Consider the following 24,389-nt stretch of genomic DNA (forward strand, 5'->3'; position numbering starts at 1 on the left):
GGCCGGTCACGGGGCGAGCGGGCCGGGGCCCGGCGGGGCTACGTATGCTCGCCTCATGACCACCGAGACCCCCGACCTCGACCCCGAGGACCGCAAGATCGTCACCCTGGCCCGCTCGGCCCGCGCCCGCAACGGCGTGCCCGAGGGCGCGGCCGTACGCGACGAGACCGGCCGTACGTACGTCGCCGGGACCGTCACCCTGGACTCCCTCCACCTCAGCGCCCTGCGCACGGCGGTGGCGATGGCGGTGGCGTCCGGCGCGAAGTCCCTGGAGGCGGCGGCCGTGGTGACGGAGGCGGAGTCCGCGTCGGCGGAGGACCGGGCGGCGGTACGGGACCTGGGCGGTCCCGGGACGCCGGTCCTGGTGGCCGGTCCGGACGGGACCGTACGGGAGACGGTCAGCGCGGGCTGACGACGGGCACGGGCACCGACCCCCAGGGCTCCGCCCGCGGCCGGAGCGTGAACTCGCACCAGACCGCCTTGCCGGGCTCACGCTCCCGCACGCCCCACCTGTCGGACAGCGCGGCCACGAGCAGCAGACCTCGCCCGCCCTCGTCCCGCCCGTCGCGCCCGTCGCGCCCGTCGGTGATGCGCGGCACCCCGGGCCCGCTGTCGTGCACCTCGACCCGCAGCACCCTGCCGTCGTAGCGCAGGAAGAGCAGGAACAGCCGTCCGGGCGGTACGCCGTGCAGCAGCGCGTTGGTCACCAGCTCGCTCACGCACAGCAGCACGTCCTCGCCGCGTTCGGTGTCGGCGATCCCCCAGCCGGCCAGGGTCTCGTGGGCGTACCGCCTGGCGTCGGGCACGGCGCGGCGTTCACGGCGGAAGAACTTCTCCCGCAGCGGCGGGATGCGGAGCGTCTCGTTCACGGGACGAGAGTCACGTGGGGTGACTACCGTTTATCACTGAGTGAGTCCGTACGGATTTTTTGTACGGGTTCGCGGCGGTCACGCACGGGCCCACATGGGGAGTTGAGTCGGCATGAACTCCAGAAACCCTTCGCACAACGCACCCAGCTCACCCAGCTCACGCAGCTCACGCAACTCGCGCAAGAAGAACCTTTCGGCCATGCGGATGCTGGGCGGCCAGCTCGGCACCGCCCGCCGCGCGGCGGGTCTCACCCAACGCGAGCTGGGTGAGCGGCTGATGCTGGACGAGGAGACGGTCGCGTCGATCGAGCAGGGCCGCCGCCCCCTCAAACCGGACCTGGCGGAGCTGCTGGACGAACTCCTGGAGACGAGAGGCCTGCTGGCGGCGGGCGTGGCCAACCTCCCCGAGATCGACCAGTTCCCGATGTGGGCGGAGCTGTACATCCAGCACGAGCAGGAGGCCATCGCGCTGTCCTGGTACGACAACGCGGTCCTGCCCGGCCTGCTCCAGACCGAGGCGTACGCACGTGCCGTACTGCGCAACCGCGTCCCCGCCTACGACGAGGGCGAGGTCGAGTCCCGCACCGCCGCCCGCGTCGAACGTCAGGAGGTCCTGCACCGCGCCTGCCCGCCCACGCTGAGCTTCGTCGTGTGGGAGCCCGCGCTGCACCTGCCGCTCGGCGGCGCGGACATCCACGCCGAGCAGCTCCGCCACCTGCGCACCCTCGCCGAACTACCCTTCCTGTCACTCCAGTTCCTCCCCCTGACCAGCCCCCACCACGCGGGCCTGAACGGCCCGTTCACCCTCCTGGAGACCCCGGACCACCAGCATCTCGCCTACACGGAGTCCCAGCGCGGCAGCCAGTGGGTCTCCTGTCCGGATGAGGTGTCCATCCTGGCGCGCAAGTATGCGATGCTGCGGACGCAAGCCCTGACCACCCAGGACTCCCTGGGCCTGCTCGACCGTCTGCTGGGAGAACGATGAACGCCGAAGCGCTTCAGTGGTTCAAGTCGACCTACAGCGGCAGCGAGGGCGGCCAGTGCCTCGAAGTCGCCTACGCCTGGCGGAAGTCCAGCTACAGCGGCGACGAGGGCGGGCAGTGCGTCGAGGTGGCCGCCTGCCCCCATACCGTCCACGTCCGCGACTCCAAGAACCCGGCCGCCGACGGGCCCACCCTCCGGCTCACCAGCGACGCCTGGGCCGCCTTCACGACGTTCGTCGGGTAGCGCCCGGAGGGCGGCGGCGCGGGCGACGCCTCCGGGCAGCGGATCCGGGCTGCCCACCACACATGACGCACGTCACACACGTCCTACACGTCACGTCTGTGGGTCGTGCACCACGGCTGGTGCGGCGGGGCTCCGGGGATCAGGGACAATGGGCGCCATGAGCGTTCGTACCCAGTCATCCGAAGAACCGGCCGAGACTGTTCACCGGTCCGGCTTCGCCTGCTTCGTGGGCCGCCCCAATGCGGGCAAGTCCACCCTCACGAACGCTCTGGTCGGGCAGAAGGTGGCGATCACCTCGAACCGTCCGCAGACCACCCGGCACACCGTGCGGGGCATCGTGCACCGCGAGGAAGCCCAGCTCATCCTGGTGGACACCCCGGGGCTGCACAAGCCGCGCACACTGCTGGGCGAGCGGCTCAACGACGTCGTGCGCGCGACGTGGGCCGAGGTGGACGTCATCGGCTTCTGCCTGCCGGCGAACGAGAAGCTGGGCCCCGGCGACCGCTTCATCGCCAAGGAGCTGGCCGGGATCAAGAAGACCCCGAAGGTCGCGATCGTCACCAAGACCGACCTGGTGGACTCCAAGACCCTGGCCGAGCAGCTGATCGCGATCGACCAGCTCGGTACGGAGCTGGGCATCACCTGGGCGGAGATCGTCCCGGTCTCGGCCACCGGCAACCAGCAGGTGGACCTGCTCGCCGACCTCCTCATCCCGCTGCTGCCCGAGGGCCCCGCGCTCTACCCCGAGGGCGACCTGACCGACGAGCCCGAGCAGGTCATGGTCGCCGAGCTGATCCGAGAGGCCGCGCTCGAGGGCGTACGGGACGAGCTGCCGCACTCCATCGCGGTGGTCGTCGAGGAGATGATCCCGCGCGAGGACCGCCCCGCCGACAAGCCCCTCCTGGACATCCACGCCAACGTCTACATCGAGCGCCCCAGCCAGAAGGGCATCGTCATCGGCCCCAAGGGCAAGCGCCTGAAGGACGTCGGCATCAAGTCCCGCCAGCAGATCGAGGCGCTCCTCGGCACCCCGGTCTTCCTCGACCTGCACGTGAAGGTCGCCAAGGACTGGCAGCGCGACCCCAAGCAGCTGCGACGGCTCGGGTTCTGAACGGGAACTTCCGGATCCTCCGGCCCATCGTCAGACCATGTCGGTATACACCGCGGCCTGCCATCGCCTTGCGGGCCTGGCAGGTCCACAAATGACAGACGATCCGTTCCAGTGCCGCTGCGTCCTCTGCCATGACTACGGTGGCCGAGGCGAAGAGGACCGCACTGACCTGACGATCATCGAGAACGTGCAGCGGCACGGATGGCACGTCGTGATGGTTCCCGAGGACGAGGTCGGTCCTGGATTCGCCTACACGATCGGGCTGTCGCACACTCACGGCGTCCCTGAGCTAGCCATGTTCGGACTCGATATCCACCCCATGCACCTCATACTCAACAGGCTCGGAGAGAAGTCCGCCGCAGGGGCTGTACTGACTGACGGCCAGAAGCATCCTGACGTTGTCAACGGTCACCAAGTCGCGCTCAGGCAGGTGGATCTCCGCTGGTACCGGACCTTCCTCGGGCAGGCCATCGGGTTCTACCGGCGGCCTCCCTTTCCCGTGTTGCAAGTTGCGTGGCCCGACGTGGCGGGCCGCTTTCATTGGGACGAACAGGCCGAGGAGAGGCATCGGGAGTCGCAGCCTCAGTTGTGGCTGCCACCGGGTGAGCACCCTGCCGGGATCTGGACGGCCGAACTCTGACTTCGAATGGGCCGACCATCGACAGAGCAACACCGCTGCGGGGCGCCGTCTGGCCTGCCGGCCCGGCTGTCCCGTCTGCCCGACCCGCACCGCCCCCGGGACCGCCGTCACTCGCTGCCGTACGTCCTGTCCGATTCCACGACCGCAGGCACTCGACAGCCAGTTCGGAATACCGCGGGAAGGTCGGCATCCCTCAACAGAACGACACCCTCGCGCCACATGCGAGGAATGGGCGAGACTCCGAATAAAGACTCACCCGTTCCTACCGCGTCAAGAAGCTACTTACCTTCTCCCCTCAGCAAGATCTGAACCTTTGACGGGAATTTCCGATCATCCACCATTATCGAACAGATCACAGAGTCACGAAATCCCGTAAATTGCATTCGAGCATATTCGTTCGGATCGTGCAATACCAGCCACCCGGACGGACATGGGAGCGATACCTCAAAAAGGTTCACAGGAAGCACCACAGGCGGAGCCGACTTCCATACCGCACATTCGACAGGACCGTCAACACTGGCCTGAACGCCGAAGATGAGTGAACTGCCTTCTCGATACCAACTGCTCGACACAGGGTCCCAGTCGCTGACGTCATCGCCACTTCCCGCATCCCGCAAGATCAGGCATCCGTGCTCGATTTTTGCCAGAAATGAAACCACAGGGAAATCAGCTACCATGCCTTCTTGCTCTTTCCTTGTGAAAGTTGTGAGACGACCCCGCCCTGCCGTCTAGCACAGGCCAGACAATGAGGATACGCCGTCTGAGGAGATCCGGAAGCGACGAGACTGGACGGCGGCTGATGATCTGGAATCCAGTCCCCGTCCTTGGTGCCAGGGGTCGTGGCATCGCAAGTGTGGCAGCCGTGCGCATTCCCGGATTCATTGATCAGATCTCGAACACCATCTGCCTCAATGTCACCGTCCTCCAGGCCTACTCCCTCTCGGGCATTCGGCCCAGCACCCAGCGTCAGATCACACTTCTGACCTGGCGTTGCGTTGTGAACGAGGACCGGCGCCGCCCCCGCTAGCACATAGTACGTATGGACGCCCTCGACCGTCAGGTCGTGTGTGCGCTGGAGCTTGGTGTAGTGGCGGGTGGCGGTGACCGTGGCTCGGTCGCCGTTCGGGGTGTGCAGGGTCATGCCCGGGCGGAGGTCGCCCGCGTCGATCCAGCGGTGGGCGGCCTCCACCCAGAAGGGGTGGGTGGTGGTCGCTACGAGAGAGGCCGGGTGGGTGGGCGTGCCCGGCTTTGTCGTGCCGTCGGCGGGTGTGGCAGTGACCGTCAGATCGACGAATTCCTTGTCGTCCTTGGTCAGGATCGTGCCGACGACCTCGCGGGTCGTGGTTTCGCCGGTCTCGGGGTCCGTGGCCTTGATCTTGTCACCGAGGACGAGCTCCTCGATGGGTTTGGTGGTGCCGTCGCTCAGCAGGACCTTGGTGCCCGGCAGGAAGCTGTGGCAGGACTGCTTCTTGAAGAGGCTCTTGCCCTTGGCGACGGCCGCCTTGGTCTTCTCTCGGGCGACCTTCAGTGCGTCCTTGGCCTTGTCGAGGCTCTTGGAGGCCCGGCCGATCTCTCTGACGCCGTCGATCAGATCCTCAACCAGTCCCGTCACGCGTTTGGCGAGCTTGTAGCCCTCCTTCCACTTCCACGGGGCCCCGTACTTTCTGAGGATCTTGCCGGCGATGCCGCCGGCGAAGCTGCCCGCGACGTTGAGCAGGGTTTCACCGCAGGCGCTGATGTCACCGCTGGAGAAGCAGTCCAAGGCGGCGTCCACGCCGATGAGGTCCCTGACGATCTTGATGATCGCCTTGGCCGTGTGCTTGACGAACTGGCGGGCGTGGGTGTTGCGGTGTTCGGCGGCGGCCACGTGGTGCGCGGCCTGTTTCTGGGCGTCGTGTGCCTGCTCGACCTTGTTGGTGGTGGGCCTGCCGCCGTGGCAGGTGATCCAGCCGAGTCCGCAGGCGGCGAGGATCTGACCGCTGGGGTCGGCGAAGGTCACCGGTGAGTTGTGCGCGTACGAGTACGCGTTCATCTGTTCGGGCTGGGTGTAGTCGATCAGGGGATCGGGGGAGATGAACTTGCCGGTGTCGGCGTCGTATTCGCGTGCTCCGAGGTGGGTCAGGCCGGACTGTTTGTCCTGGGTTCCGCCGACGAAGCCCTTCTCGCCCGGCCAGGTTCCGGTGGGTGTTCCGCGGTCGGCGCCGTAGGGGTCGAATCTGCGCTGGGACACCGCGCCGGTGGCGGACTTGATGGCCAGGCTGCTGGTGCCCTGGTGGTCTGAGGTCAGGAAGGACAGGTCGCCGTTGTCCTGGCGTACGGCGACGCTCTGGCCGGAGAAGGAGTAGTAGCGGGTGGCCTCGACCTCGGTGCCGCCTCTGGGAAGGCGCAGTTCCATGCCGGGCAGGTAGACCGTGGTGGCCGACTCGTCGCGGCGGACGACCCGGTCGCCGTCGGCGTTGTAGAGGTAGGTGGTCTGTTTGCCGTCGGCCTGGGTGGTCTTCGTCAGTTTGCTCTCGGCGTTCCAGCCGAGGGTCTGGGTGTCACCGCCGAGGGTGCGTGCGGTGGTGTTTCCGGTGGCGTCGTAGTCGTACGTCGACTGCCGCTCGCCCGTCGGCGTGGACTCGGTGACCTTGGTCAGGGCGTGCGGTCCGGCGTCGCCCCCGCCGTAGGTGTAGGCGCGGGTGACGTCCTTGGTGGCGTCGAGGGCGGTGTCGTGGCGGACATCCTCGGTGCGGTTGCCGATCGCGTCGACCGTGTACGACGTCCAGTACGGGGCCGGGCCGCCGAGCGCCTGCGTTCCGGGGGCTGCGGCGCACGCGTCGGGCGTGGTGCCGTTCTGGCCGCTGTGCACGGTGCCGGATCCGGTGGCCTGCGCGACGGTGGCCGCCGGGGTCCAGGCCTGGGACAGCCGCTTGCCGCCGTCGTAGGCAAAGCACTGCACGTCCGGGGAGGCGCCCGCGGTGTCCGAGATGGAGAGGATGTCGCCGGACTGGTCGTAGCTGTAATTGCTGTTCTTGACCGTGCCGGTCTGGCCCGCCTCGCCCTCCACGTCGACCGTGTAGCGGGTCAGCCGGTCGGTGCCCTTCTCGTAGAAGAGGGTCTCCCAGGCCTTCTTGCCGCTTCCGGTGGACAGTTCGAGCTGCTGGAGCTGACTGGTGGGCGAGTACTTCGTGTCGGTGACGTAGGACGTCTTGCCCGTCATCGACGTGGGGCGCTGCAGGTCGTCGTAGCCAAAGGCGATGGCCTCCGAGGAGAGGTCGCCCGCCGCCGGCATGCCCATGCCGCGGACGGTGCCGTCGCGGTTGTAGGTGGTGGTGAAGGTGTAGACGCCGGCGAGGGCACCCTCGGACTTCGGGATCGAGTAGGCGGTCTTCAGCGGGCGGTAGAAGGTGTCCATCGACTGCACGACGGAGGCGATGTAGTTGCCGCCGCCGGTGAAGCGCAGCGAGGCGTACGCCTGGCCGAGCCAGCCCGCCTTGTCGTAGCGGGCCTCGGTCAGCTTCGGGCCGGTGTCCCGGTCACCTTCCCAGGTGGACTCGACGCGGCCCAGCTTGTCGTAGACCGTGGAGATCTTCTTTCCGCGGGCGTCGGTCGTGGATACGGGCCGGTCCAGGCCGTCGTAGGCGATGGTCGTGGTGCCGGTGTCCGGGTCGACCTGCTTGGTCTTGCGTCCCAACTGGTCGTAGCCGAAGCTCCAGGTATTGCTCTTGGCGTCGGTGACGGTCTTGAGCCGGCCCGCCGTGTCGTAGGTGTAGTGGGTGGCGCGGTAGCCGGCCGACGGGCCTTGACCGGTGGTCGCCGCGCCGTCGTGGTGGCGCAGCTCGGTCGTCCTGCCGTCGGCGTCGATGATCGTCGTCGTCGGGACGCCGCCCTCGGGCGGCGCGACGTACGTGCGTTCACCGTCGTACACGGTCGTGGTGCGCCACTGTTCGACGCCCGCCACCTGAAAGATGTCGGCCGTGACGCGGCCCAGGCCGTCGTGGTGGTAGACGTGCTGCGCGCCGACCTCGCCGTTGGCCACCAGCAGGAGTGCGTCGGAAGGGGCTCCCGTCGCGTTGTAGGTGATGTTGGTCTTCTTCGGCTGGCCGGTGCCGTCGTAGAAGACGTCGCCGACCATGCGGGTGCCGTCCGGACCCTCGGTCTGCTTCTGCCGGGGGCGCAGCAGGGAGTCGTAGAGCTGGTACTCGACGCCGTAGGTGCCGTCTATCTCGATCTTCTGTGTCTTGATCGCGACGGGCTTGTCACTGCGTACGTCGTAGCTGTACTTGATGCTGGGCGACTGGGACTTGGCCCGGTCGGGCAGCCACACCGAGGTGAGACGCCCGAGGGCGTCGTAGGCGAGGTCGGTGCGCTTGCCGTTGGGGTCGGTCTGGCCGGCCGACTGGCCCCAGGCCGGGGCGTAGTCGGTGGTGGTGACGTGACCGAGGGGGTTGGTCTGCTTCGTCCGCGAGATCAGCCCGTTGACGTCGGTGTAGCCGGTGCTGGTCTTCGCGCCGCCCGCGTCGGTTTGGGAGGTGGGGCGGCCGAAGGGGTCGTAGGTGGTGGTGCCGGTGACCTGGTAGGTGGCGGTGGTGCCGTCGTGCTTGGTCAGGCGTTCGGTCCGGGTGGCGTCGCCCTTGGAGGGTGCGGCGTCGAAGGCTCCGTTGTCGTAGGAGGTGCGCTCGTCGGTGAGGACCTGGGTGCGGCGGTCAGGGGTGGCGGCGCAGTCGACGGTGACGGCCTCGCTGCGCGAGGGCAGGTCGTAGATGTTCTTGGCCGGGTTGTCCGCGTACCACAGGCGCGTGCAGGTGTCGTCGGCGGCGGTCGAGACGTCACCGAAGTCCTCGGTCCGCTGTAGGCGAATGTTCGGCACGCCGGTGTCGTAGCTGGAGGCGGACTTGGTCTCACGCCAACTGCCGTCGGACAGCAGGGTGTAGCCACGCGAGACGCCGGACTTGACGACGGTGGCCTTCTGGGTGCCCCAGGACCGGGTCTGGGCCGCGGTGTCGTGTTTCCAGGGTTCGGTGATCGTCTTGGCGGTCACCTTGCCGTTGGACGGGGTGGCGTAGGTCTGTGTCTCTATCTCGAACCCGCTGTACTCCTTGTGGCCCGTGTACGTCTTGCCGGTGGAGTCGGTGACTGTCTCGGTACGCGTGCTGCCGCCGGGCTTCTTGTCACCGTCCAGGCCCTGGAGGTACGTGTGATCGACGCGGGTCGCGGTGGACTGGCCGTCGCCGCTGGTGACGGTGACCTTGCCGTAGCCCTGCCACTGGCTCCAGGTCAGGTACTTGTCCTTGGTGATGCCGTCGGGTTCTGCGTGCCGCCAGCCCGCGTCGCCGTGGTAGGCGTAGTGGCTGACCAGGTCGTCTCCGCCGCCGGTGCGGTCGGTCTGGATGATCTCCTGGACGACGTACTTGTGGAACCAGTCCGTCGTCGGGTCGATGCTGCCCGGCGGTGACCAAACCACGGGATAGCAGCGTTTGACCGACTCGCCCGGCTTGGGCAGGGCTTCGGCGGTGCACTGGGCGGGTGCGTAGGTCACGTCGAGCTGGGCGCCGGTCTCGCTGAGGACCGTGGCCAGTCGGTAGCGGTGGAAGCCGTCGATGTTGTCGTCGTCGCTGTCGACCCGGTTGACCAGGGCGAGGCCCATCAGCTGTACGGAAGGCAGCTTCTCGGTGCCGCCGGCCCGGCCCTCGTGGTCGATCTTCGACAGCCACAGGGTGTGCGTGTCGTCGCCGTTGTCGAGGAAGCGGTGCGTGAATGTCCAGGCGTCGACGTCCTGGTAGGTGCTCGCGCCCGTGCGCATCTGCGTCGTGATGCCGGTCAGCCGCTTGCGGGTGAAGAAGGTCTGCGAGGACTGGCTGGCGTCACACTTGGTGTCGGCCTTGCAGTACCGGTCGACGGGGGTGTCAGGCCAGTGGGCCGTGTTGGCCGCGGTGAACTTCGCGGGGTCGCAGTCGAAGTCGGCGGTGGGCAGGCAGCGTTCGGCGGTGCGGAAGACGATCCGGGCCGGGGCCTTGGTGTCGTAGACGGCACCGGCCCGCTGTCCGTAGTCGATGCGCTTGAGGTAGCCGCCCCGGTCGTAGGTGGTGCCGTCGACGTCGGTCTTGCCGTTCAGGGCGTAGTGGTTGGTCTCGGCGTCGTAGAAGTACGACAGGACGTTTCCGTGGGTGTCCTTGACGTAGTCGAGGTTCCACCGCCAGGCCTGCGTGCAGTGTGCGCGGGTGAAGGTGGAGTTGTAGCAGGGCTCGCCGGAGTCGTCGCCGAATACGGGCGCGGTCCAGGCGGAGTCGGTCTCCTCGTCGCCGGAGCTCCAGCCGGGCAGCCGGTTCAGACCGAAGTGGTATTCGGTGCCGTCGGTCGTCGTGATCTTCCAGTGCTCGCCGTCGTTGTCATCGTTGTGGGTGCCGGTGAGATGTTCGACCTTGGCGCCGTTGTCCGAGGAGAGGTGCCACTTGCCCGTCTCGTCGTCCTTGACCAACTGACCTGCGGAGCCGTTCAGCATGACCGTGGCGTTGTCGAACGCCCAGCACTGCTCGCCCGACGTCGTGTGACCGTCGTCCGAGCACGGCTTGTAGGAGCGCTCCACGTACCCGGGCTCGTAGGAGAAGCCGTCGCCGATCCAGGAGCCCTGGTTGTTGGTGGCCGAGGTCCGCCCGTCGATGGCCTGTGAGGAGTAGCCGAGCCCGACGGTGGGGGTCAGGCCGCCCGGGGTGGGCACGGCACGGATGGGAAAGTTCCAGGAGAAGCCGCCGGAGGAGGGTGACACGTTCCAGCTCGCGGAGGGCGACAGCGAGGTGGCCTTGTAGGTGCCCTTGTCGGACGAGGCGCCGGACTGCAGTGCCAGCACCGTGGCGTCGGCGCTGTCGGCCGCCGCGGTCGTGACCGTATCGGACGTGGCGCTCGGGCGATCGGTGTAGAGGGCGGCGTCCGCGTGCGCGGTGCCTCCGGTCCGGGCCGCGGTGGTGGCTGGCGTCGGCGTGCCGCCGCCGGCCGTGCTGGGGAGTCTGACCTGCGCACTCACCGTGCGGTGCGCCGTGTCGTTGGTCGAGCTGAGCACCTTCGGGCGGCCGGGGCAGGCCTTGCTGCCGAGCCGATCGGTCAGGGCGCAGGAAGGCAGTTCGACCAGGCGCAGCCGGGCCCCGTAACTGCCGCCGTACGCCTGGTCGAAGGCGGAGTAGTCGACGCTCAAGCGCACCGTGCCGCCGCGCGCGGGCTCCGTGGGCCGCAGCCGCAGCACTGCTGCGGTCCCGGCACCGGCCCGCCGGGTCTGTTCGCGGCCCAGGACCTCGACGCCGACCGTGGGTACCGCGTCGGAGGCCGATTCCGGTCCGGTTCGCAGTGCCGCCGGGTCCGCGCCGCCGCTGCCCGCTCCGGAGCCGGTGTCTTTCCCCGCGGCCATATGGATCAAGGTGACCGGGAGGCCGCCGACGGTGACCGGCTTGCCGTCCTTCCGCCCCGGGGACACCGCCACGTCGGCGGTGCCGCCCTTGGGCAGCACCGCCTTGCCGAGTGTCTTGACCGCGGCCTTCGCCGTCGGGTCCGCGGGGAGGGACTTCGCGCGGGCATCATGGCCGTGCGCGGGTGCGGCACTGTCCTGCACGCCGGGGCGGTGCGGCCCGTCGGGGCGTGCGGGCAGCGCCTGGACACTGGTCGCGGTCAAGGAGAGCAGGACGCCGAATACGGTGGCGCCCAGCGCCCGGCGGGGTATGCGGAGAGCGAGCGGACGGCCTCTTTGAGGCATCGGAGAACTCCCGAAGGGTGTCGGGCTGAGTGGCGGATGTCGAGGGAGCCTCTGCGGGGCCGGGACACGAGTGGTGTCCCGGGCCCCGTAGGGGGCGGGCGGTCGCGCTACAGGTCCGTGTCTTCGGTCAACTGGCTCATCCGCGCGATACCGATCGGGTCGATGACGCCGTCATAGACGCGGACCTCGTCCAGGGCGCCGGCGAAGTACTCCGTACCGCCGCCCTGGGCGGAACGGCCCACCTGAAGGCCGGCCGATGAGGGCCATCGGGTGTGGTCCAGGCCGACCGCGGTCGAGGTCAACTGCCCCTCGACGTAGAGCCGCACCTGGTGGGTGAAGGAGTCGAACACCACCGCGAGGTGCTGTCCCGAGCCGTCCGCCGAGGGCAGCACCTGATCGTCGGTGACCGTGGTCACCTGGGCGGTAGTGCTGTCGGTGTCGGTAAGGGCCAGTTCCCACTGGCCGGTGGCGGCCTGGTAGCGGACCACGACCCGGTCGGTGTGCTCGCCCGGCAACGACAACACCGTCTGGGAGGCGGTGGCGCCCACCGAGGTGAGTTGGGCCCGCACAGCGACCGTGTAGCTGTCGGTGGCCGTGATGACGGGGGCGTCGGTGTCGGCCCAGTCGCTCTCTCCGTCGAGGGCGAGGTGGCCGTCACCGACCAGGGCCGCCTCGTCGAACAGAGGGTCCGCAGGCCGGTAGACGGAGGCGTCGCCACGCAGGGTGAGCGGCAGGCCGCCCGACTGAGTGTTGGCCGTGACGCGGTCCATGGCCTCGTTGAGCGTCCAGTAGCCCTTGCGGACGGGTTTGACCGTGCCGAGTTGGGCGACCTGGGCGGCTGGCAGCACCCGGTCGTAGGCGCGGACCTCGGCCACATCGCCCTGGAAGGCGTCACGGTAGCCGGACTTGGCCAGGACACGGCCGATCTGCAGGCCGGACAGCGACGACCACAGGGTGTGCCGGATCGCTGTTCCGGCCTCCCGGCCGTCGACGTAGAGCCGCAGTTGCGGTCCGGCATCGGCGTGCGCGTCGAAGACACCGGTGAGCAGCGTCCATTGGTCCTTGACGACGGTGACGCCGTCGGCGACAGCCTCCCAGCGGGTCATGGCCTGCACATCCGTGTCGGGAGTGGAGAACACCCATGCTTGTCTGCCGGCGTCGTAGCCAAGTTCGAAGCCGGGCTCGCCGGTGCCGTCCTCACTGATGACGGCCATGTCGCGGTCGAGTGCGGTGGGCCGTACCCAGGCGCTGACAGTGAAATTGCCTCCGGTGTCCAGCACAGCGTTCTCGGTGGCGAGCCAGGAGTCGGACGAGCCGTCGAGATGCGCCGCCGCATCGACCGCTCCACCAGGGCCGGGGACCCCGAAGGTGACCGCCGGGCCGGCCTGGGCCGGATGGCGGCCGGACTCGTCGTGGGCGAGGGCGCTGCCCGCCTCGTCGGCCAGGTTCCACTGACCGGCCGCCCGCTTGCCGTCGGTGACCAGAAACTCGTACTGGGCCGGGACACTGGAGTTGTCGGCGTTGTCGTAGGCCTCCACGGTGACCCAGTGCCGACCCGCCGTCTGCGGGGTCCAGGTGACCTCTGCCGCACCGGACTGTGCCGGCAGTGTGCTCAGCGCTGCGCCGTCGAAGCCGTAGCGGAATTCCTGCACGTCAGGGTCGGTGGCAGTGAAACGGAACGTGGATGCGGTGCCTACGCCGTCGTGCCAGATGTCGTCGGCCGGGTACTCGGCGGAGCTGACGGCAGGCGCTGCAGGCCGGGTGCTGTCCCAGATGAACTCGCAGCGCTGCGCGCTGCCGTCATAGCTCCATGGCCCCCAGGCGTCCCCGTCGTAGGCACGCACCGACCAGTAGATGACCGTGTTTTGCGGGATCTGCGGTTCTCCACTGGGGCGTTGCCTCACCGTGTAGGAGAACACCGTCCCGGCATGGGGCGACTTGTAGCCGGTGTTGTAGGTGAAAGAGCGGGCGGTGCCCCCACTGTCCGTCCAGTCGACCTTGAACTGCATCTTCACCTGGTCGGTGGAGGACGACGTCTGATCCGGGTCACGGGCCTCGGCGCGCAGTTGCGGCAGCACGTCGCTATACGGACGGCCACTGCCCCAGGTGCACCTGCCACCGGGATTGGACGACATCAGCCGGTAGTCGACCTGCTTGGGTGGATTGTTGTACGTGATCTTCAGGTATGAGTTGCCGCAGATTCGCTTCCAACCACCTTACGAACCCTCGTCCTTGGCTTTCAACCCGAGCGAGAGATACGTCCAGCCCCCGGAGGCGGCCGCCTTGGCCTCGCTCAGCAGTTCACCGTTGCTGAAGTGCAGGTTGGCCTGACTGGAGCAGGACGTCGGCGAGATCTTCTTGTCGACGGTGGCCAGGTAGTCGTCCCAGTCGTCCTTGGTGTTGCCCCAGTCGCTGGAGGAGGTGACCCTGTAGTTCTTGCCGCCGATCCGGTACAGGTCCACCGGTTCGGCGCTCGCGTCGGCCCAGTAGACGTGGGCGATACGGGCGGACAGCTCGGTGCTGATGATCTGCTTGCCCCTGTAGTACGACATCGGGAAGGTGAACAGCAGGCGCCGCACCCCGATGCCCTCGCAGCTCTTCGGGCTGTAGTTGAGCGGGCACTTGCCCATGCCGGCGGAGTCCGAGTACTTCCAGTCCTGTTCGGACGGCATCCCCGACATGACCGACGTCCACGCGGTGCGCGACGTCGTCTTCGGCGCCGGGTCGATCACCACCGGGTAGACGGTGTCGTCACCGCGCAGCAGGCCTCGGTCCGGAGTGAGGGTGAGTCGGTCACCGCTCACGTCGAGCACGACCGGCGCCTTGCGCCCGCCGCGAGCGGGGTCCAGAGCCGGGCCTCCGGCCTGGGCGGGCTCGCCGGCCACGGGACTCGTGGCCACGCCGGTACGGAAAGGGGCGGTCAGGGCGTGTGCCGGGCCGGGCGTCCTGGCTGTGTCGGTGGCAGGATCAGCGGTGGTGCCGTCACCGTTGTCCGGCGCTGCGCCCGCGGAGTCCCACATCAACGGGCCGGAGGACTCGAAAACAGTGCCGCCCACCGCGGAGTCGGTGGCCCGCAGGATCCCGTCGTCTGCCTCAGTGACCGTCAGCCCATATGTGTCGATGCCGAGCTCGATGCTGTCCAGGGCCTGATTGGCGGCCGCTTCCGCGCTCTTGACGATCAGGTAGTGGCTGAAACCCTCCGGCTCCGCCCGCACTGCCAGATCCACTCCTGGCAGCACCTCGGCGTAGCGCGCCGTTTCACCGTCCACCTGTGGCGCGGGCAGGTTCCCGTTCGGCCAGGTCAACGCGTACCCCCTGCCCGCCCTGCGCATCCGGGCGAACGGCCCGGCGCCGCCGCCCGAGAAACTGAGTTCGATCGTGGCGGCCTTCGGCGAGTAGGTGCCGTCGGCGCGCTTGACCAGTGTGTCGTCCACCGGAACCCAGTGTCCGTCGCGGCGCGCCCGCACGGGCTGGGCGTACTCCTGGGCGGTGAACGATCCGTCCGGGTTGGCGAACACGTCCCGCCGCTCCTCACGCAGCGAAGCGACCTCCACCCGGGTGCCACCGTCGGCGGCCGCGGCGCGTGCCAGCGCCTCCGTCGGCGCCTCCCCGCTGTCCCGGGCCTGCGCCACGGCCGCCCTGTATGCGACGTTCCGCTGTGGCAGTGCCTCGCCCACCGGCGCCAGCACACCGGCGGCCAGCAGCCCGGCGAGCAGCCCGGCCACCGCCGTCGATCTCCGGCCCGGTCTCCGGCGTCCTTCAGCGCGTGTCATCCCCACCCCTGTCGTTGTCCGCGGTGCGCGCCACCATGCCCCGCCCGCTCCCGGCGGCGCCCCGTATCGGAGCTCCTCCCACCCTGTTCCGGTACCGGCCCTGCTCACCGCACAGCGGCGCCGAAGGCCGTACCGCCGGCCGGGATCCCGGCCGCCCCCGGCGCGTAGGTCCGCTTCGCCGCGCCGCCGTCGGTCACGGTCCAGTCGAACGCGTACACCGCCCCCGGTGTACCGGACCGCCCGTACGGGACACCCACAAGCAGGGCGTCCGGAACCGCCCCGAGTGACACACCGACGTACATTCGCGGCGCCGGCTCCCCCGGAATGCCGTAGCCCGGGTCGATCCAGGAGTCGGACAAGCCACCACCGGCGGGCAGTGCGAAAATCTGCACCCCTCCCTTGTCGGTGTGCTCGGGGCCGGACTCCTCACCGGGCACGCCGGCCGCCACACGCAAGGTGGTGCCCTGTACCACCGCGGCGACCTGCTGCCCGAAGTGGTCGGCAGGCTCGGCAGTCTCAGCGGTGCCGGTCACGTTCTGATGCAGTCCGGGCACGACGGTCGTGACCGTTCCCGCCGCGGTGACCCTGTAGACCGAGACCGAACCGGCCTCGGCGGTGTCACCGAGCGCCTCACCGGGCGAGCCCGCCACCACGTACGAGCCACCCTTGTAGGTACCCGAGGTGTCCGGTATCGGGACGGCCGCGATCGAGGTGCCGTAGCGGTCACCGCTCTCGGCCACTCCCACGACTGGTGACTCCTGGTTGGGCGCCCCCAGCGGATCGGGACGGCCGGCCGAGTCCAGGGAGTCGCCGAAGATCCAGAAGGCGCCGGCGAACGTCTCGGCCCCGATCGCCTCCCCAGGCGCCCCCACCACCAGATGAGACGGCGTACTGGCCAGCGAGGACCCAAAACGGTCGTTCTCCTCAACGGTTCCAGACACCCCCGGAGCGTCCTGGTCCACCCAACCCCACGTGCCGCCGCTGAGGTAGTCCACCGCCCCCGCGTCCGGCACACTGCCCAGATCCTCGCCGGGGATGCCTACCGCCAGGTACGGCGCGCCGGAGGCGGGCCGTTGGGCGGCAACGGCGCAGCCGAACAGATCACCCGGCTCGGCGCCGCCCTCCACGCTGTCCTGGCCCTGGTCGTACGACGTGGACGCGCCGGCCGCAAGACCGGCCTGGTCCCCGTAGAGAACGTGCACGGCCCCCGCATCCTGTAGGCCTGCCACGTCGGTGTAGGGCGCGCCGACGACGAGGTCACTGCAACCGTCACCATTCAGGTCTGCCTGCGCCAGGCTGAAGCCGAACGCGGCCCCGGCCTGAGCAGTGCCCCGCACCACATCGCTGTCCTGATCGAGGCGCTCGGACCCAAGTCCCGCGCCGCCGTAGACGATGGTCACGGCACCGGCGCGAGGCTTGCCGCCGACGGTCGCCTCCGGGTCAGCGATGACCACGTCGCGAACACCGTCGCCGTTGAAGTCCGAGTCGGGGTTGCCGGCTTCGCACGCGGCCACCGCCGATGCCCGGCCGCCCGGCGCCGCGACAGTCATCAGCCCCACCAGCGTGATCACCGTGACCACGGCACACCAGATGTTTCCGCGCAGCGGAATACCTCTCATGCCGACCCGCCCCTCCGTCAGTGGAACCTGATACGCAGTCAAGGTGAACGGCACGGCACGCTCAAGATCGAATGTCGGACATAACCGGACTGTTAGCGTCACAGAAACATCACAGGTTGCACACTCTCTGGCCATGAACCGACCACGTCCCGCAAAAGACCCCACTAAAAGACCCCACTCCGGACTGCTCCTTCGGCACCGACGTCAGGAGGGCCTGCTCCTCACTGCGACACCCGAGTTGATCCGGTGACGGGTTTCGGACACGAGCAGGTGTTCGCGCGCACCCCTCGGACGGTCCATCATGTTCGGGACCGGCGACGAGTCCGACTCGGACAGCGAAGCGCGGGCGAGAACCATCTCAGGCGAAACGGCACCGGCGAAGGTGATCACGCCGGAACAGCCCACACTCGGTTGGCTTCCGACGCGAGTGCCAGCCGCACCGACAAACGGACTGGCTGGGCCCCCGACCCGGGGCACTGAGACATTCCGGCGGTCAGGACGGGCGGCGGAAGCCGATGGTCGGGACGGCGCGGCGCAGGGGCCAGGGGCCGGGCAGGTCGTCGGGGACGAGGTCGGCCAGGAAGGCGTAGCGGCGCAGGGCCGTGGGGTCCTGGCTGTCGACGGACTGGACCTTGCGCCACCATGTGGCGATCTCGCCCCAGCCGGGCGCCGACAGCGAGCCGCCGAACTCCTGGACGGAGAGGGCGGCGGTCAGACCGGCGAAGGCGAGTCGGTCGGCGAGCGGCCAGCCGGCCAGGGTGCCGGTGACGAAGCCCGCGACGAAGACGTCCCCGGCGCCGGTCGGGTCCAGGGCCTCCACCTCGATGGCCGGGACCACCGCGCTCTCCCCCGTACGCCGGTCCACCGCGTACGCGCCGTCCGCGCCGAGGGTCACCACCGCGAGCGGCACGTGCTCGGTCAGGGCGTGCGCGGCGGCGCGCGGGCAGGTGGCGCCGGTGTAGCGCATGGCCTCCTCCGCGTTCGGCAGGAACGCCTCGCAGTGCGCGAGGTCGGGCAGCCCCGCCAGGTCCCAGGCGCCGGTGTCGTCCCAGCCGACGTCGGCGAAGACGCGGGTGCCGCGTGCGGCGGCCTGGGCGATCCAGGGGGCGCGGACGCCTGGCGTGAGGGAGGCGACGGCGGCACGTGCGCGGGGCGGGCAGTCGGGGGACGGGTCGGCCGGCGGCGGCTCGTGGCCGTGGGAGACCATCGTGCGCTCCCCCTCGTACGCCATCGAGACGGTCACCGGCGAGTGCCAGCCGGGGACGGTGCGGGACGTGGTCAGGTCGATGCCCTCGCCCTGCGCGAGGGCGTCCCAGCAGTAGTCGCCGTAGTGGTCGTCGCCGAACGCGGCGGCCAGCGAGGTGCGCAGGCCGAGGCGGGCCAGCGCGGTCGCCATGTTGGCGATGCCTCCCGGGCTCGACCCCATCCCCCGGGCCCAGGACTCGGTGCCGCGCACCGGGGCGGAGTCCAGCCCGGTGAAGACGACGTCGAGGAAGACGGTGCCCGTCAGGTACACGTCCCAGGGCGGGTCCTGCGGGGTGCGCAGGGCGGCGAGGGGATCGACCTGGGGAGCCTCGGGCAGTCGGTGCGATCCCTCGCCCTGGGTGTGGCGGTGCGTTCTCTCGTCGGCCGGCACGACGGGCATGGCCGGCACGTCGGACGCGGTGGACCCGGTGGACACGGTGGAGGCTGTCACGGTGCGCTCCCTGGCATGGTGCGGATCAGGCCAGTGTGCACCAAGCCGTCGACAACCCGGCGGAGGAACCGGGACCGTCGGTCACCAGCGCGGCACGGACGGGGTGACCCACGCGGGGTCGGCGATCCGCATCGCGGCCGCGTCGTCGCGGTCGCGCAGGGCGCCGTCGTCTTCGAGCCAGCGCCGGTGGAGGAACGCGAGGCGGTCGCGGTCGAGTTCGACACCGAGGCCGGGGGCGTCGGAGACGGTGACCTTGCCGCCGTCGAAGGTGAGCCGTTGGGTGAGCACGTCCTCGGACTGCCAGGGGTAGTGGGAGTCGCAGGCGTGGTGGAGGTCCGGCACGGTGGCCGCCACGTGGGTCATGGCGGCGAGGCTGATGCCGAGGTGGGTGTTGGAGTGCATGGACACGCCGACGCCGAAGGTGCGGCAGACGGCGGCCAGTTGCTGGGTGTTGCGCAGCCCGCCCCAGTAGTGGTGGTCGCAGAGCACGACCTGGACGGCGCCCTTGGTGAACGCCTCCTGGATCTCGGCGAACGTCGTCACGCACATGTTGGTCGCGAGCGGCACCCCGGTCCGCGCGGCGACCTCGGCCATGGCCGGGGTGCCCAGCGCGGGGTCCTCCAGGTACTCCAGGACGTCCCCGAGTTCCGCGGCGACCCGGAGCGAGGTCTGAACGGACCAGGCGCCGTTGGGGTCCAGGCGCAGCGGGTGTCCGGGGAAGGCGGCGGCCAGCGCCTTGACGGCGGCGATCTCCTCGTCGGGCGGGAAGACGCCGCCCTTGAGCTTGAAGGACGTGAAGCCGTACCGCTCGGTGAAGGTGCGGGCCTGCTCGACCACGCCGGCCGGGTCGACGGCGGCGCCCCAGTCGTCCTTCTCGCACGCCACGCCCTCGGGGTGGTCGGCCCACTTGTAGAAGAGGTACGCGCTGTACTCGACGGCGTCGCGCACCTTGCCGCCCAGCAGCGCGTGCACGGGCAGGCCGAGCGCCTTGCCGAGGGCGTCCAGGCAGGCGACCTCGAAGCCGGAGACGACGGACAGGCGCAGCTTGTCGGCGGTCTGGACGCCGCGCAGCCCGCCGACGTCGACCTGGCCGGAAACCCGGGAGGAGTCGACGGCGACCTCGTCCGCGACGGTGAACAGGCCGTTGAGGTCGCCGACCTGACGGCCGACCAGCTTGTCGGCGAACGGGCGGGCCAGTTCCAGGTACTTTGCGTCGCCGTAGGTCTCGCCGACGCCGGTGATCCCGTCGGCGGTCTCCACCTCGACGATCAGCCGGGGGGTGTACGGCTGGTGGACGCCCTGGGTGTTCAGCAGCGGCGGGTCCGCGACGAGGATCGGTGTGAGGTGGACGGCCGTGATGGTGAGGTCTGCGGTCACAGGGCGGCTCCTACGAGGTCGAGTCCGGCGGTGAGCAGGGTCTTCAGTTCGGTCAGGTGGGCGGCCGTGGGCTCGGTGAGCGGGGCGCGCACGGGGCCGACGGGGCGGCCGCGCAGCCGGGCCGCCGCCTTCACCAGGGACACGCCGTATCCGGGGACGCGGTCGCGCAGTTCGACGAAGGGCGCGTAGAAGTCGCGCAGCAGCTTGTCGACCGTGCCGTGGTCGTCGGCGCGCAGGGCGTCGAGGAAGGCGTGCGCGATCTCGGGGGCGAAGGCGTGGGCCGCGGAGGAGTAGGCGGGCACGCCGACGGCGGTGTAGGCGCGGGCCTGGACCTCGGCGGTGGCGGCGCCGTTGAAGAACAGGAAGTCGTCGGGGGCGGCGAGGACCATGCGCTGGAGGAGGTCGAGGTCGCCGTGGCCGTCCTTGAGGCCGATGACGCCGGGGACGCCGGCGAGGCGCCGGACGGAGTCGACGGTGTAGGCGACCTGGCCGCGCTGGTAGGCGATCAGCGGGAGCCGGGTGCCGGCGGCGATCCGCTCCAGCTGGGCGACGAGGCCCTCCTGCGGGGCGGCGGTGAGGTAGTGCGGCATGACCAGGAGGGCGTCCGCGCCGGCCTCCTCGGCGACCCGGGCGAACCGCAGGGCCTGCGCCCAGCCGTATCCGGTCCCGGCGACGACGGGGACGCGGTCCGCCGTCTCCTCGACGGCGATGGTGACGACCCGCCGGTACTCGTCCTCGTCCAGGGAGAAGAACTCGCCGGTGCCGCAGGCGGGGAACAGGGCGCCGGGTCCGGCGGCGAGCCGTTCGGCGACGTAGGCGCGGTAGCCGTCGGCGTCGAGGGAGCCGTCCTCGCGGAAGCTGGTGAGCGGGAAGGACAGCACGCTCGCCGCCATGCCTTCCCGCAGCCGTCGGACCAGGGCCGCCCGGTCGGTGCCGGTCTCGGGACCCGCGTTCATCGTCTCCCCTGTCTCCTCTGTCTCCCCTGTCTTCACTCGCTCCGCTGTCTCCACTACCCTCGCCGTCTCCGTATGTAGATGTCATCCACGTATGAAGATGGAGACTAGATAGCTGACCGGCGGGCGTCAATGGGGCGGCGGCGTCCGCCTACGATCGGCACATGTCGGAGACGTCGGAGACCGGGGGCGCGGCGGGCGGCGTCCGTGAGGTGAAGTCCGCGGCGCGCACGGTGGAGCTGCTGGAGGTGCTGGCCGCGCGCGGTGACCGCCCGGCGCGGCTCCAGGAGCTGGCGGACGAGCTGGGGGTGCCGCGCAGCTCGATGTACGCGCTGCTCCAGACCCTGATCTCACGCGGCTGGGTGCGCACCGACGTCACCGGCTCGCTGTACGGCATCGGCATCCACGCCCTGCTCACCGGCACCAGCTACCTCGACTCCGACCCGCGGGTGCGGGTGGCGCGGCCGTACCTGGACGAGGCGTCCCAGGCGCTGGGCGAGACGATCCACCTGGGGCGGCTGGACGGGCACGACGTGGCCTATCTGGCGACCCGGGAGTCGCACGAATACCTGCGCACCATCAGCAGGGTGGGCCGCCGGCTGCCCGCCCACGTGGGCGCGCTGGGCAAGGCGCTGCTGGCCCAGCGGCCGGACGCGGAACTGCCCGAGGGCCCGTACGAGGCACACACGCCGAACACGCACACCAGCAGGGAGTCCCTGGCGGCGGACCTCGCGGCGACCAGGGAGCGCGGCTACTCGGTCGACCGCGAGGAGGGGGTGCCGGGAATCGTCGGTTTCGGCTTCGCGCTGCGCTACGAGGTGCCGGCGCTGGACGCGATCAGCTGCTCGGTGCCGGTGGCCCGGCTGACGCCGGAGCACGAGGCGCGGATCGTGGCGGTGATGCGGGAGACCAGGGCCAAGGTGGAGGCGACGGCTCCGTCCGGGAGCGGCTCGGTCCACTGGCGCTAGCGCCGTCCGGTGCCGCCGGACAGAGGGCCTACGGCACGGCGGGGAACTCGTACGCCTCCACCTCGGCGAGGCAGCGCGCCCGCAGTTCCTCGTCGTCCTCGAGGAAGGAGGCGAGGAAGGAGTTGCGGGCCAGTTCGCGCAGCCGCTCCCCGGTGAGGCCGAGGGCCGCGCGCACGGCGTCGAAGTTGTCGCCCGCGTAGCCGCCGAAGTAGGCCGGGTCGTCGGAGTTGACCGTGCACATCAGGCCCGCCTCCAGCATCGCGGGCAGCGGGTGGTCGGCGAGGGTGTCGACGGTGCGCAGCCGCACGTTGGACAGCGGGCACAGGGTGAGCGGGACGCGCTCGCGCACCAGCCGCTCGACCAGCGCCGGGTCCTCCACCGAGCGCAGCCCGTGGTCGACGCGCTCGACGCCGAGGACGTCCAGCGCCTGGGTGACGTACTCGGGCGGGCCCTCCTCCCCCGCGTGCGCGACCCGGCGAAGACCGAGGGCGGCGGCGGCCTCGTACACCGCGCGGAACTTGACCGGCGGGTGGCCGACCTCGGCGGAGTCCAGGCCGACGCCGGTGATGCGGTCCAGGTACGGCTTGGCGGCGTCCAGCGTCCGCATCGCCGACTCGGCGGACTCGTCGCGCAGGAAGCAGAGGATCAGCCGGGTGGAGACGCCGTGGTTCTCGCGGCTCGCGCCCAGCGCCCGCCACAGCCCCTCCACGACCGTGCCCATCTCCACGCCGCGGGCGAGGTGGGCCTGCGGGTCGAAGAAGATCTCGGCGTGCCGCACGCCCTGCGCGGCGGCGCGCGCGAGGTAGGCGTTCGCGAGGTCCTCGAAGTCCCGCTCGGTGCGCAGGACGGTCATCAGCTCGTAGTACAGGTTCAGGAAGGACTGGAGGTCCTCGAACCGGTACGCCTCGCGCAGCGCGTCCTCGTCCGCGTACGGGAGCGCGACACTGTTGCGGGTGGCCAGTGCGAAGGCCAGCTCCGGTTCCAGGGTGCCTTCGATGTGGAGGTGCAGTTCAGCTTTGGACAGCGGCATCAAAGAATGGTACGACCGTTTTACCGACGTTTCGGAACCGGGACCCTCAGTAGGTCGTGGGCCACGGTCAGCTCACCGTCGTAGCCGGCCGCCCGGGCCTGCCGCTCGAACTCCTCCGGGTCCGGGTAGCGCTGGCTGAAGTGGGTGAGGACCAGGTGCCGTACGCCCGCGTCCCGGGCGGCCCGCGCCGCCTGCCCGGCGGTCAGGTGGCCGTGGTCGGTGGCGAGCGCCTCGTCCTCGTCGAGGAAGGTGGACTCGACGACCAGCAGGTCGCAGCCCTCGGCGAGCGCGTGCACGCCCTCGCACAGCCGGGTGTCCATGACGAACGCGAACCGCTGGCCGCGGCGGATCTCGCTGACCTCCTCGAGCGGCACGCCGTTCAGCGAGCCGTCGCGCTGGATGCGGCCGACGTCGGGGCCCTTGATGCCGTGCGCGGCCAGGCGTTCGGGCAGCATGCGGCGGCCGTCGGGCTCGGTGAGCCGGTAGCCGTACGACTCGACGGGGTGGGACAGCTTGCGGGCGTCCAGGGTGTAGGCGGGGGTGACCGCCAGGACGCCGTCCGTGCCGACCGGCGACTCCGTGAGGGCGACCGTCTCTCGGTAGGCGGTGGCGTAGCGCAGGCGCTCGAAGAAACGCTGCCCGGAGCGCGGGTAGTGGGCGGTGATCTCGTGCGGCACCCGGTCGAGGTTGATCCGCTGGATGACGCCGGCCAGGCCCAGGCTGTGGTCGCCGTGGAAGTGCGTGACGCAGATCCGGTTCAGGTCGTGGGCGGCGACCCCGGCGCGCAGCATCTGGCGCTGCGTGCCCTCGCCGGGGTCGAACAGGATGCCCTCGCCGTCCCAGCGCAGCAGGTAGCCGTTGTGGTTGCGGTGCCGGGTCGGGACCTGGCTGGCGGTGCCGAGGACGACCAGTTCACGTACGGACACGGTGCCGGTCCGGGCCTATCCGGGGGGCCATTCGAGGCCGCGGCCGCCGAGGACGTGGGCGTGGGTGTGCCAGACGGTCTGGCCGGCGCCGCTGCCGGTGTTGAAGACGATGCGGTAGCTGTCCAGCTTCTCGTCGGCGGCGACGGCCCCGGCCTCGCACAGGACGTCGGCGGCGAGTTGCGGGGCGCCCTCGGCGAGGGCGGCGGCGTCGCGGTAGTGCGCCTTGGGGATCACCAGGACGTGGGTGGGCGCCTGGGGGTTGATGTCCCGGAACGCCACGGTCGTGTCCGTCTCGCGGACGATCGTCGCCGGGATCTGCCCTGCGACGATCTTGCAGAACAGGCAGTCGTCCTGTGGCTCGCCCGCCATGGGGCCTCCTCACGCCGGAAAACGGGAGCACCGGGTCTCCGGTGATCTTCTGCGGGCATCGTATCGACCGGGCACGCCGGATCGGGTGCGTCGGATCGGGTACGTCAG

At 70.0% G+C, this 24,389-nt stretch carries 17 protein-coding genes; 6 read left to right on the forward strand and 11 right to left on the reverse strand.

Annotated elements, in window-relative coordinates; all coding sequences use genetic code 11:
* The first annotated feature begins 55 nt into the window (after positions 1–55).
* On the forward strand, positions 56–412 hold the full coding sequence (locus ACGH7X_RS12950) for a cytidine deaminase (RefSeq protein ID WP_399884835.1): 357 nt from the start codon (positions 56–58) through the stop codon (positions 410–412).
* On the opposite strand, the gene ACGH7X_RS12955 is transcribed toward ACGH7X_RS12950, so the two are convergent.
* Complete coding sequence (locus tag ACGH7X_RS12955) at positions 399–869, reverse strand: ATP-binding protein (protein WP_399884837.1); 471 nt, start codon at positions 867–869, stop codon at positions 399–401. The genes ACGH7X_RS12950 and ACGH7X_RS12955 overlap by 14 nt on opposite strands.
* Positions 870–1,068: 199 nt before the next feature.
* On the opposite strand from ACGH7X_RS12955, the gene ACGH7X_RS12960 reads away from it, so the two are divergent.
* The 4 genes from ACGH7X_RS12960 (at position 1,069) to ACGH7X_RS12975 (ending at position 3,847) form a co-directional block, all read left to right on the forward strand.
* Positions 1,069–1,854, forward strand: coding sequence for a Scr1 family TA system antitoxin-like transcriptional regulator (locus ACGH7X_RS12960; protein ID WP_399884839.1), 786 nt, complete (start codon positions 1,069–1,071; stop codon positions 1,852–1,854).
* Positions 1,851–2,096 carry a DUF397 domain-containing protein gene (locus ACGH7X_RS12965; RefSeq protein WP_217170026.1) on the forward strand — a complete coding sequence of 82 codons (246 nt, stop codon included), beginning with the start codon at positions 1,851–1,853 and terminating at the stop codon, positions 2,094–2,096. The genes ACGH7X_RS12960 and ACGH7X_RS12965 overlap by 4 nt, the downstream gene beginning before the upstream one ends.
* Positions 2,097–2,253: 157 nt before the next feature.
* Positions 2,254–3,207: a GTPase Era gene (gene era, locus ACGH7X_RS12970; protein WP_399884841.1), complete on the forward strand. Its 954-nt coding sequence runs from the start codon at positions 2,254–2,256 to the stop codon at positions 3,205–3,207.
* Positions 3,208–3,244: 37 nt separating this feature from the next.
* The gene (locus tag ACGH7X_RS12975) at positions 3,245–3,847 is read left to right on the forward strand and encodes a DUF4262 domain-containing protein (protein ID WP_399884843.1); all 603 of its coding nucleotides are present in this window, start codon (positions 3,245–3,247) and stop codon (positions 3,845–3,847) included.
* Positions 3,848–4,517: 670 nt separating this feature from the next.
* Here ACGH7X_RS12975 and ACGH7X_RS12980 read toward each other — a convergent pair.
* The 7 genes from ACGH7X_RS12980 to ACGH7X_RS13010 all read right to left on the reverse strand — a co-directional run bounded on the left by ACGH7X_RS12980 (position 4,518) and on the right by ACGH7X_RS13010 (position 20,991).
* Positions 4,518–11,570 (reverse strand): RHS repeat-associated core domain-containing protein, encoded by a 7,053-nt coding sequence (locus tag ACGH7X_RS12980; protein ID WP_399884845.1) that lies wholly within the window; start codon positions 11,568–11,570, stop codon positions 4,518–4,520.
* A 107-nt stretch (positions 11,571–11,677) separates the two neighbouring features.
* Positions 11,678–13,648, reverse strand: coding sequence for a LamG domain-containing protein (locus tag ACGH7X_RS12985; protein ID WP_399884847.1), 1,971 nt, complete (start codon positions 13,646–13,648; stop codon positions 11,678–11,680).
* Between the two features lie 138 nt (positions 13,649–13,786).
* Entirely contained in the window at positions 13,787–15,295 is a 1,509-nt protein-coding gene (locus ACGH7X_RS12990) for a hypothetical protein (protein WP_399884849.1), read from the reverse strand.
* A gap of 152 nt (positions 15,296–15,447) precedes the next feature.
* A complete protein-coding gene (locus ACGH7X_RS12995; RefSeq protein WP_399884851.1) occupies positions 15,448–17,016 on the reverse strand; it encodes an FG-GAP repeat protein in 1,569 nt (522 codons plus the stop codon).
* Between the two features lie 439 nt (positions 17,017–17,455).
* Positions 17,456–18,607 (reverse strand): carbohydrate kinase family protein, encoded by a 1,152-nt coding sequence (locus ACGH7X_RS13000; protein ID WP_399896980.1) that lies wholly within the window; start codon positions 18,605–18,607, stop codon positions 17,456–17,458.
* Between the two features lie 132 nt (positions 18,608–18,739).
* The gene (locus ACGH7X_RS13005) at positions 18,740–20,035 is read right to left on the reverse strand and encodes a glucarate dehydratase family protein (RefSeq protein WP_399884853.1); all 1,296 of its coding nucleotides are present in this window, start codon (positions 20,033–20,035) and stop codon (positions 18,740–18,742) included.
* Positions 20,032–20,991, reverse strand: a complete 960-nt coding sequence (locus ACGH7X_RS13010) for a 5-dehydro-4-deoxyglucarate dehydratase (protein WP_399884855.1) — start codon at positions 20,989–20,991, stop codon at positions 20,032–20,034. The genes ACGH7X_RS13005 and ACGH7X_RS13010 overlap by 4 nt, the downstream gene beginning before the upstream one ends.
* Before the next feature lie 161 nt (positions 20,992–21,152).
* On the opposite strand from ACGH7X_RS13010, the gene ACGH7X_RS13015 reads away from it, so the two are divergent.
* A complete protein-coding gene (locus ACGH7X_RS13015; RefSeq protein WP_399884857.1) occupies positions 21,153–21,956 on the forward strand; it encodes an IclR family transcriptional regulator in 804 nt (267 codons plus the stop codon).
* 28 nt (positions 21,957–21,984) lie between these two features.
* Here the strand turns inward: ACGH7X_RS13015 and ACGH7X_RS13020 are convergent, their stop codons facing one another.
* The 3 genes from ACGH7X_RS13020 to ACGH7X_RS13030 are packed head-to-tail and all read right to left on the reverse strand — an operon-like array spanning position 21,985 to position 24,281.
* Positions 21,985–22,986, reverse strand: coding sequence for an adenosine deaminase (locus tag ACGH7X_RS13020; RefSeq protein WP_399884859.1), 1,002 nt, complete (start codon positions 22,984–22,986; stop codon positions 21,985–21,987).
* A gap of 20 nt (positions 22,987–23,006) precedes the next feature.
* Positions 23,007–23,912, reverse strand: coding sequence for a ribonuclease Z (locus ACGH7X_RS13025; RefSeq protein ID WP_399884861.1), 906 nt, complete (start codon positions 23,910–23,912; stop codon positions 23,007–23,009).
* 15 nt (positions 23,913–23,927) lie between these two features.
* The gene (locus ACGH7X_RS13030; RefSeq protein ID WP_399884863.1) at positions 23,928–24,281 is read right to left on the reverse strand and encodes a histidine triad nucleotide-binding protein; all 354 of its coding nucleotides are present in this window, start codon (positions 24,279–24,281) and stop codon (positions 23,928–23,930) included.
* Positions 24,282–24,389 lie beyond the last annotated feature (108 nt).

This window comes from Streptomyces sp. BBFR51 (assembly GCF_044591655.1).
Lineage (GTDB): Bacteria > Actinomycetota > Actinomycetes > Streptomycetales > Streptomycetaceae > Streptomyces.

Bases quoted from the DNA above. Each gene is read 5' to 3' on its own strand.
- ACGH7X_RS12950 (WP_399884835.1), top strand. From the start codon at position 56: ATGACCACCGAGACCCCCGACCTCGACCCCGAGGACCGCAAGATCGTC.
- ACGH7X_RS12960 (WP_399884839.1), top strand. From the start codon at position 1,069: ATGCGGATGCTGGGCGGCCAGCTCGGCACCGCCCGCCGCGCGGCGGGT.
- ACGH7X_RS12965 (WP_217170026.1), top strand. From the start codon at position 1,851: ATGAACGCCGAAGCGCTTCAGTGGTTCAAGTCGACCTACAGCGGCAGC.
- era (WP_399884841.1), top strand. From the start codon at position 2,254: ATGAGCGTTCGTACCCAGTCATCCGAAGAACCGGCCGAGACTGTTCAC.
- ACGH7X_RS12975 (WP_399884843.1), top strand. From the start codon at position 3,245: ATGTCGGTATACACCGCGGCCTGCCATCGCCTTGCGGGCCTGGCAGGT.
- ACGH7X_RS12980 (WP_399884845.1), bottom strand. From the start codon at position 11,570: ATGCCTCAAAGAGGCCGTCCGCTCGCTCTCCGCATACCCCGCCGGGCG.
- ACGH7X_RS13000 (WP_399896980.1), bottom strand. From the start codon at position 18,607: ATGCCCGTCGTGCCGGCCGACGAGAGAACGCACCGCCACACCCAGGGC.
- ACGH7X_RS13010 (WP_399884855.1), bottom strand. From the start codon at position 20,991: ATGAACGCGGGTCCCGAGACCGGCACCGACCGGGCGGCCCTGGTCCGA.
- ACGH7X_RS13015 (WP_399884857.1), top strand. From the start codon at position 21,153: ATGTCGGAGACGTCGGAGACCGGGGGCGCGGCGGGCGGCGTCCGTGAG.
- ACGH7X_RS13020 (WP_399884859.1), bottom strand. From the start codon at position 22,986: ATGCCGCTGTCCAAAGCTGAACTGCACCTCCACATCGAAGGCACCCTG.
- ACGH7X_RS13030 (WP_399884863.1), bottom strand. From the start codon at position 24,281: ATGGCGGGCGAGCCACAGGACGACTGCCTGTTCTGCAAGATCGTCGCA.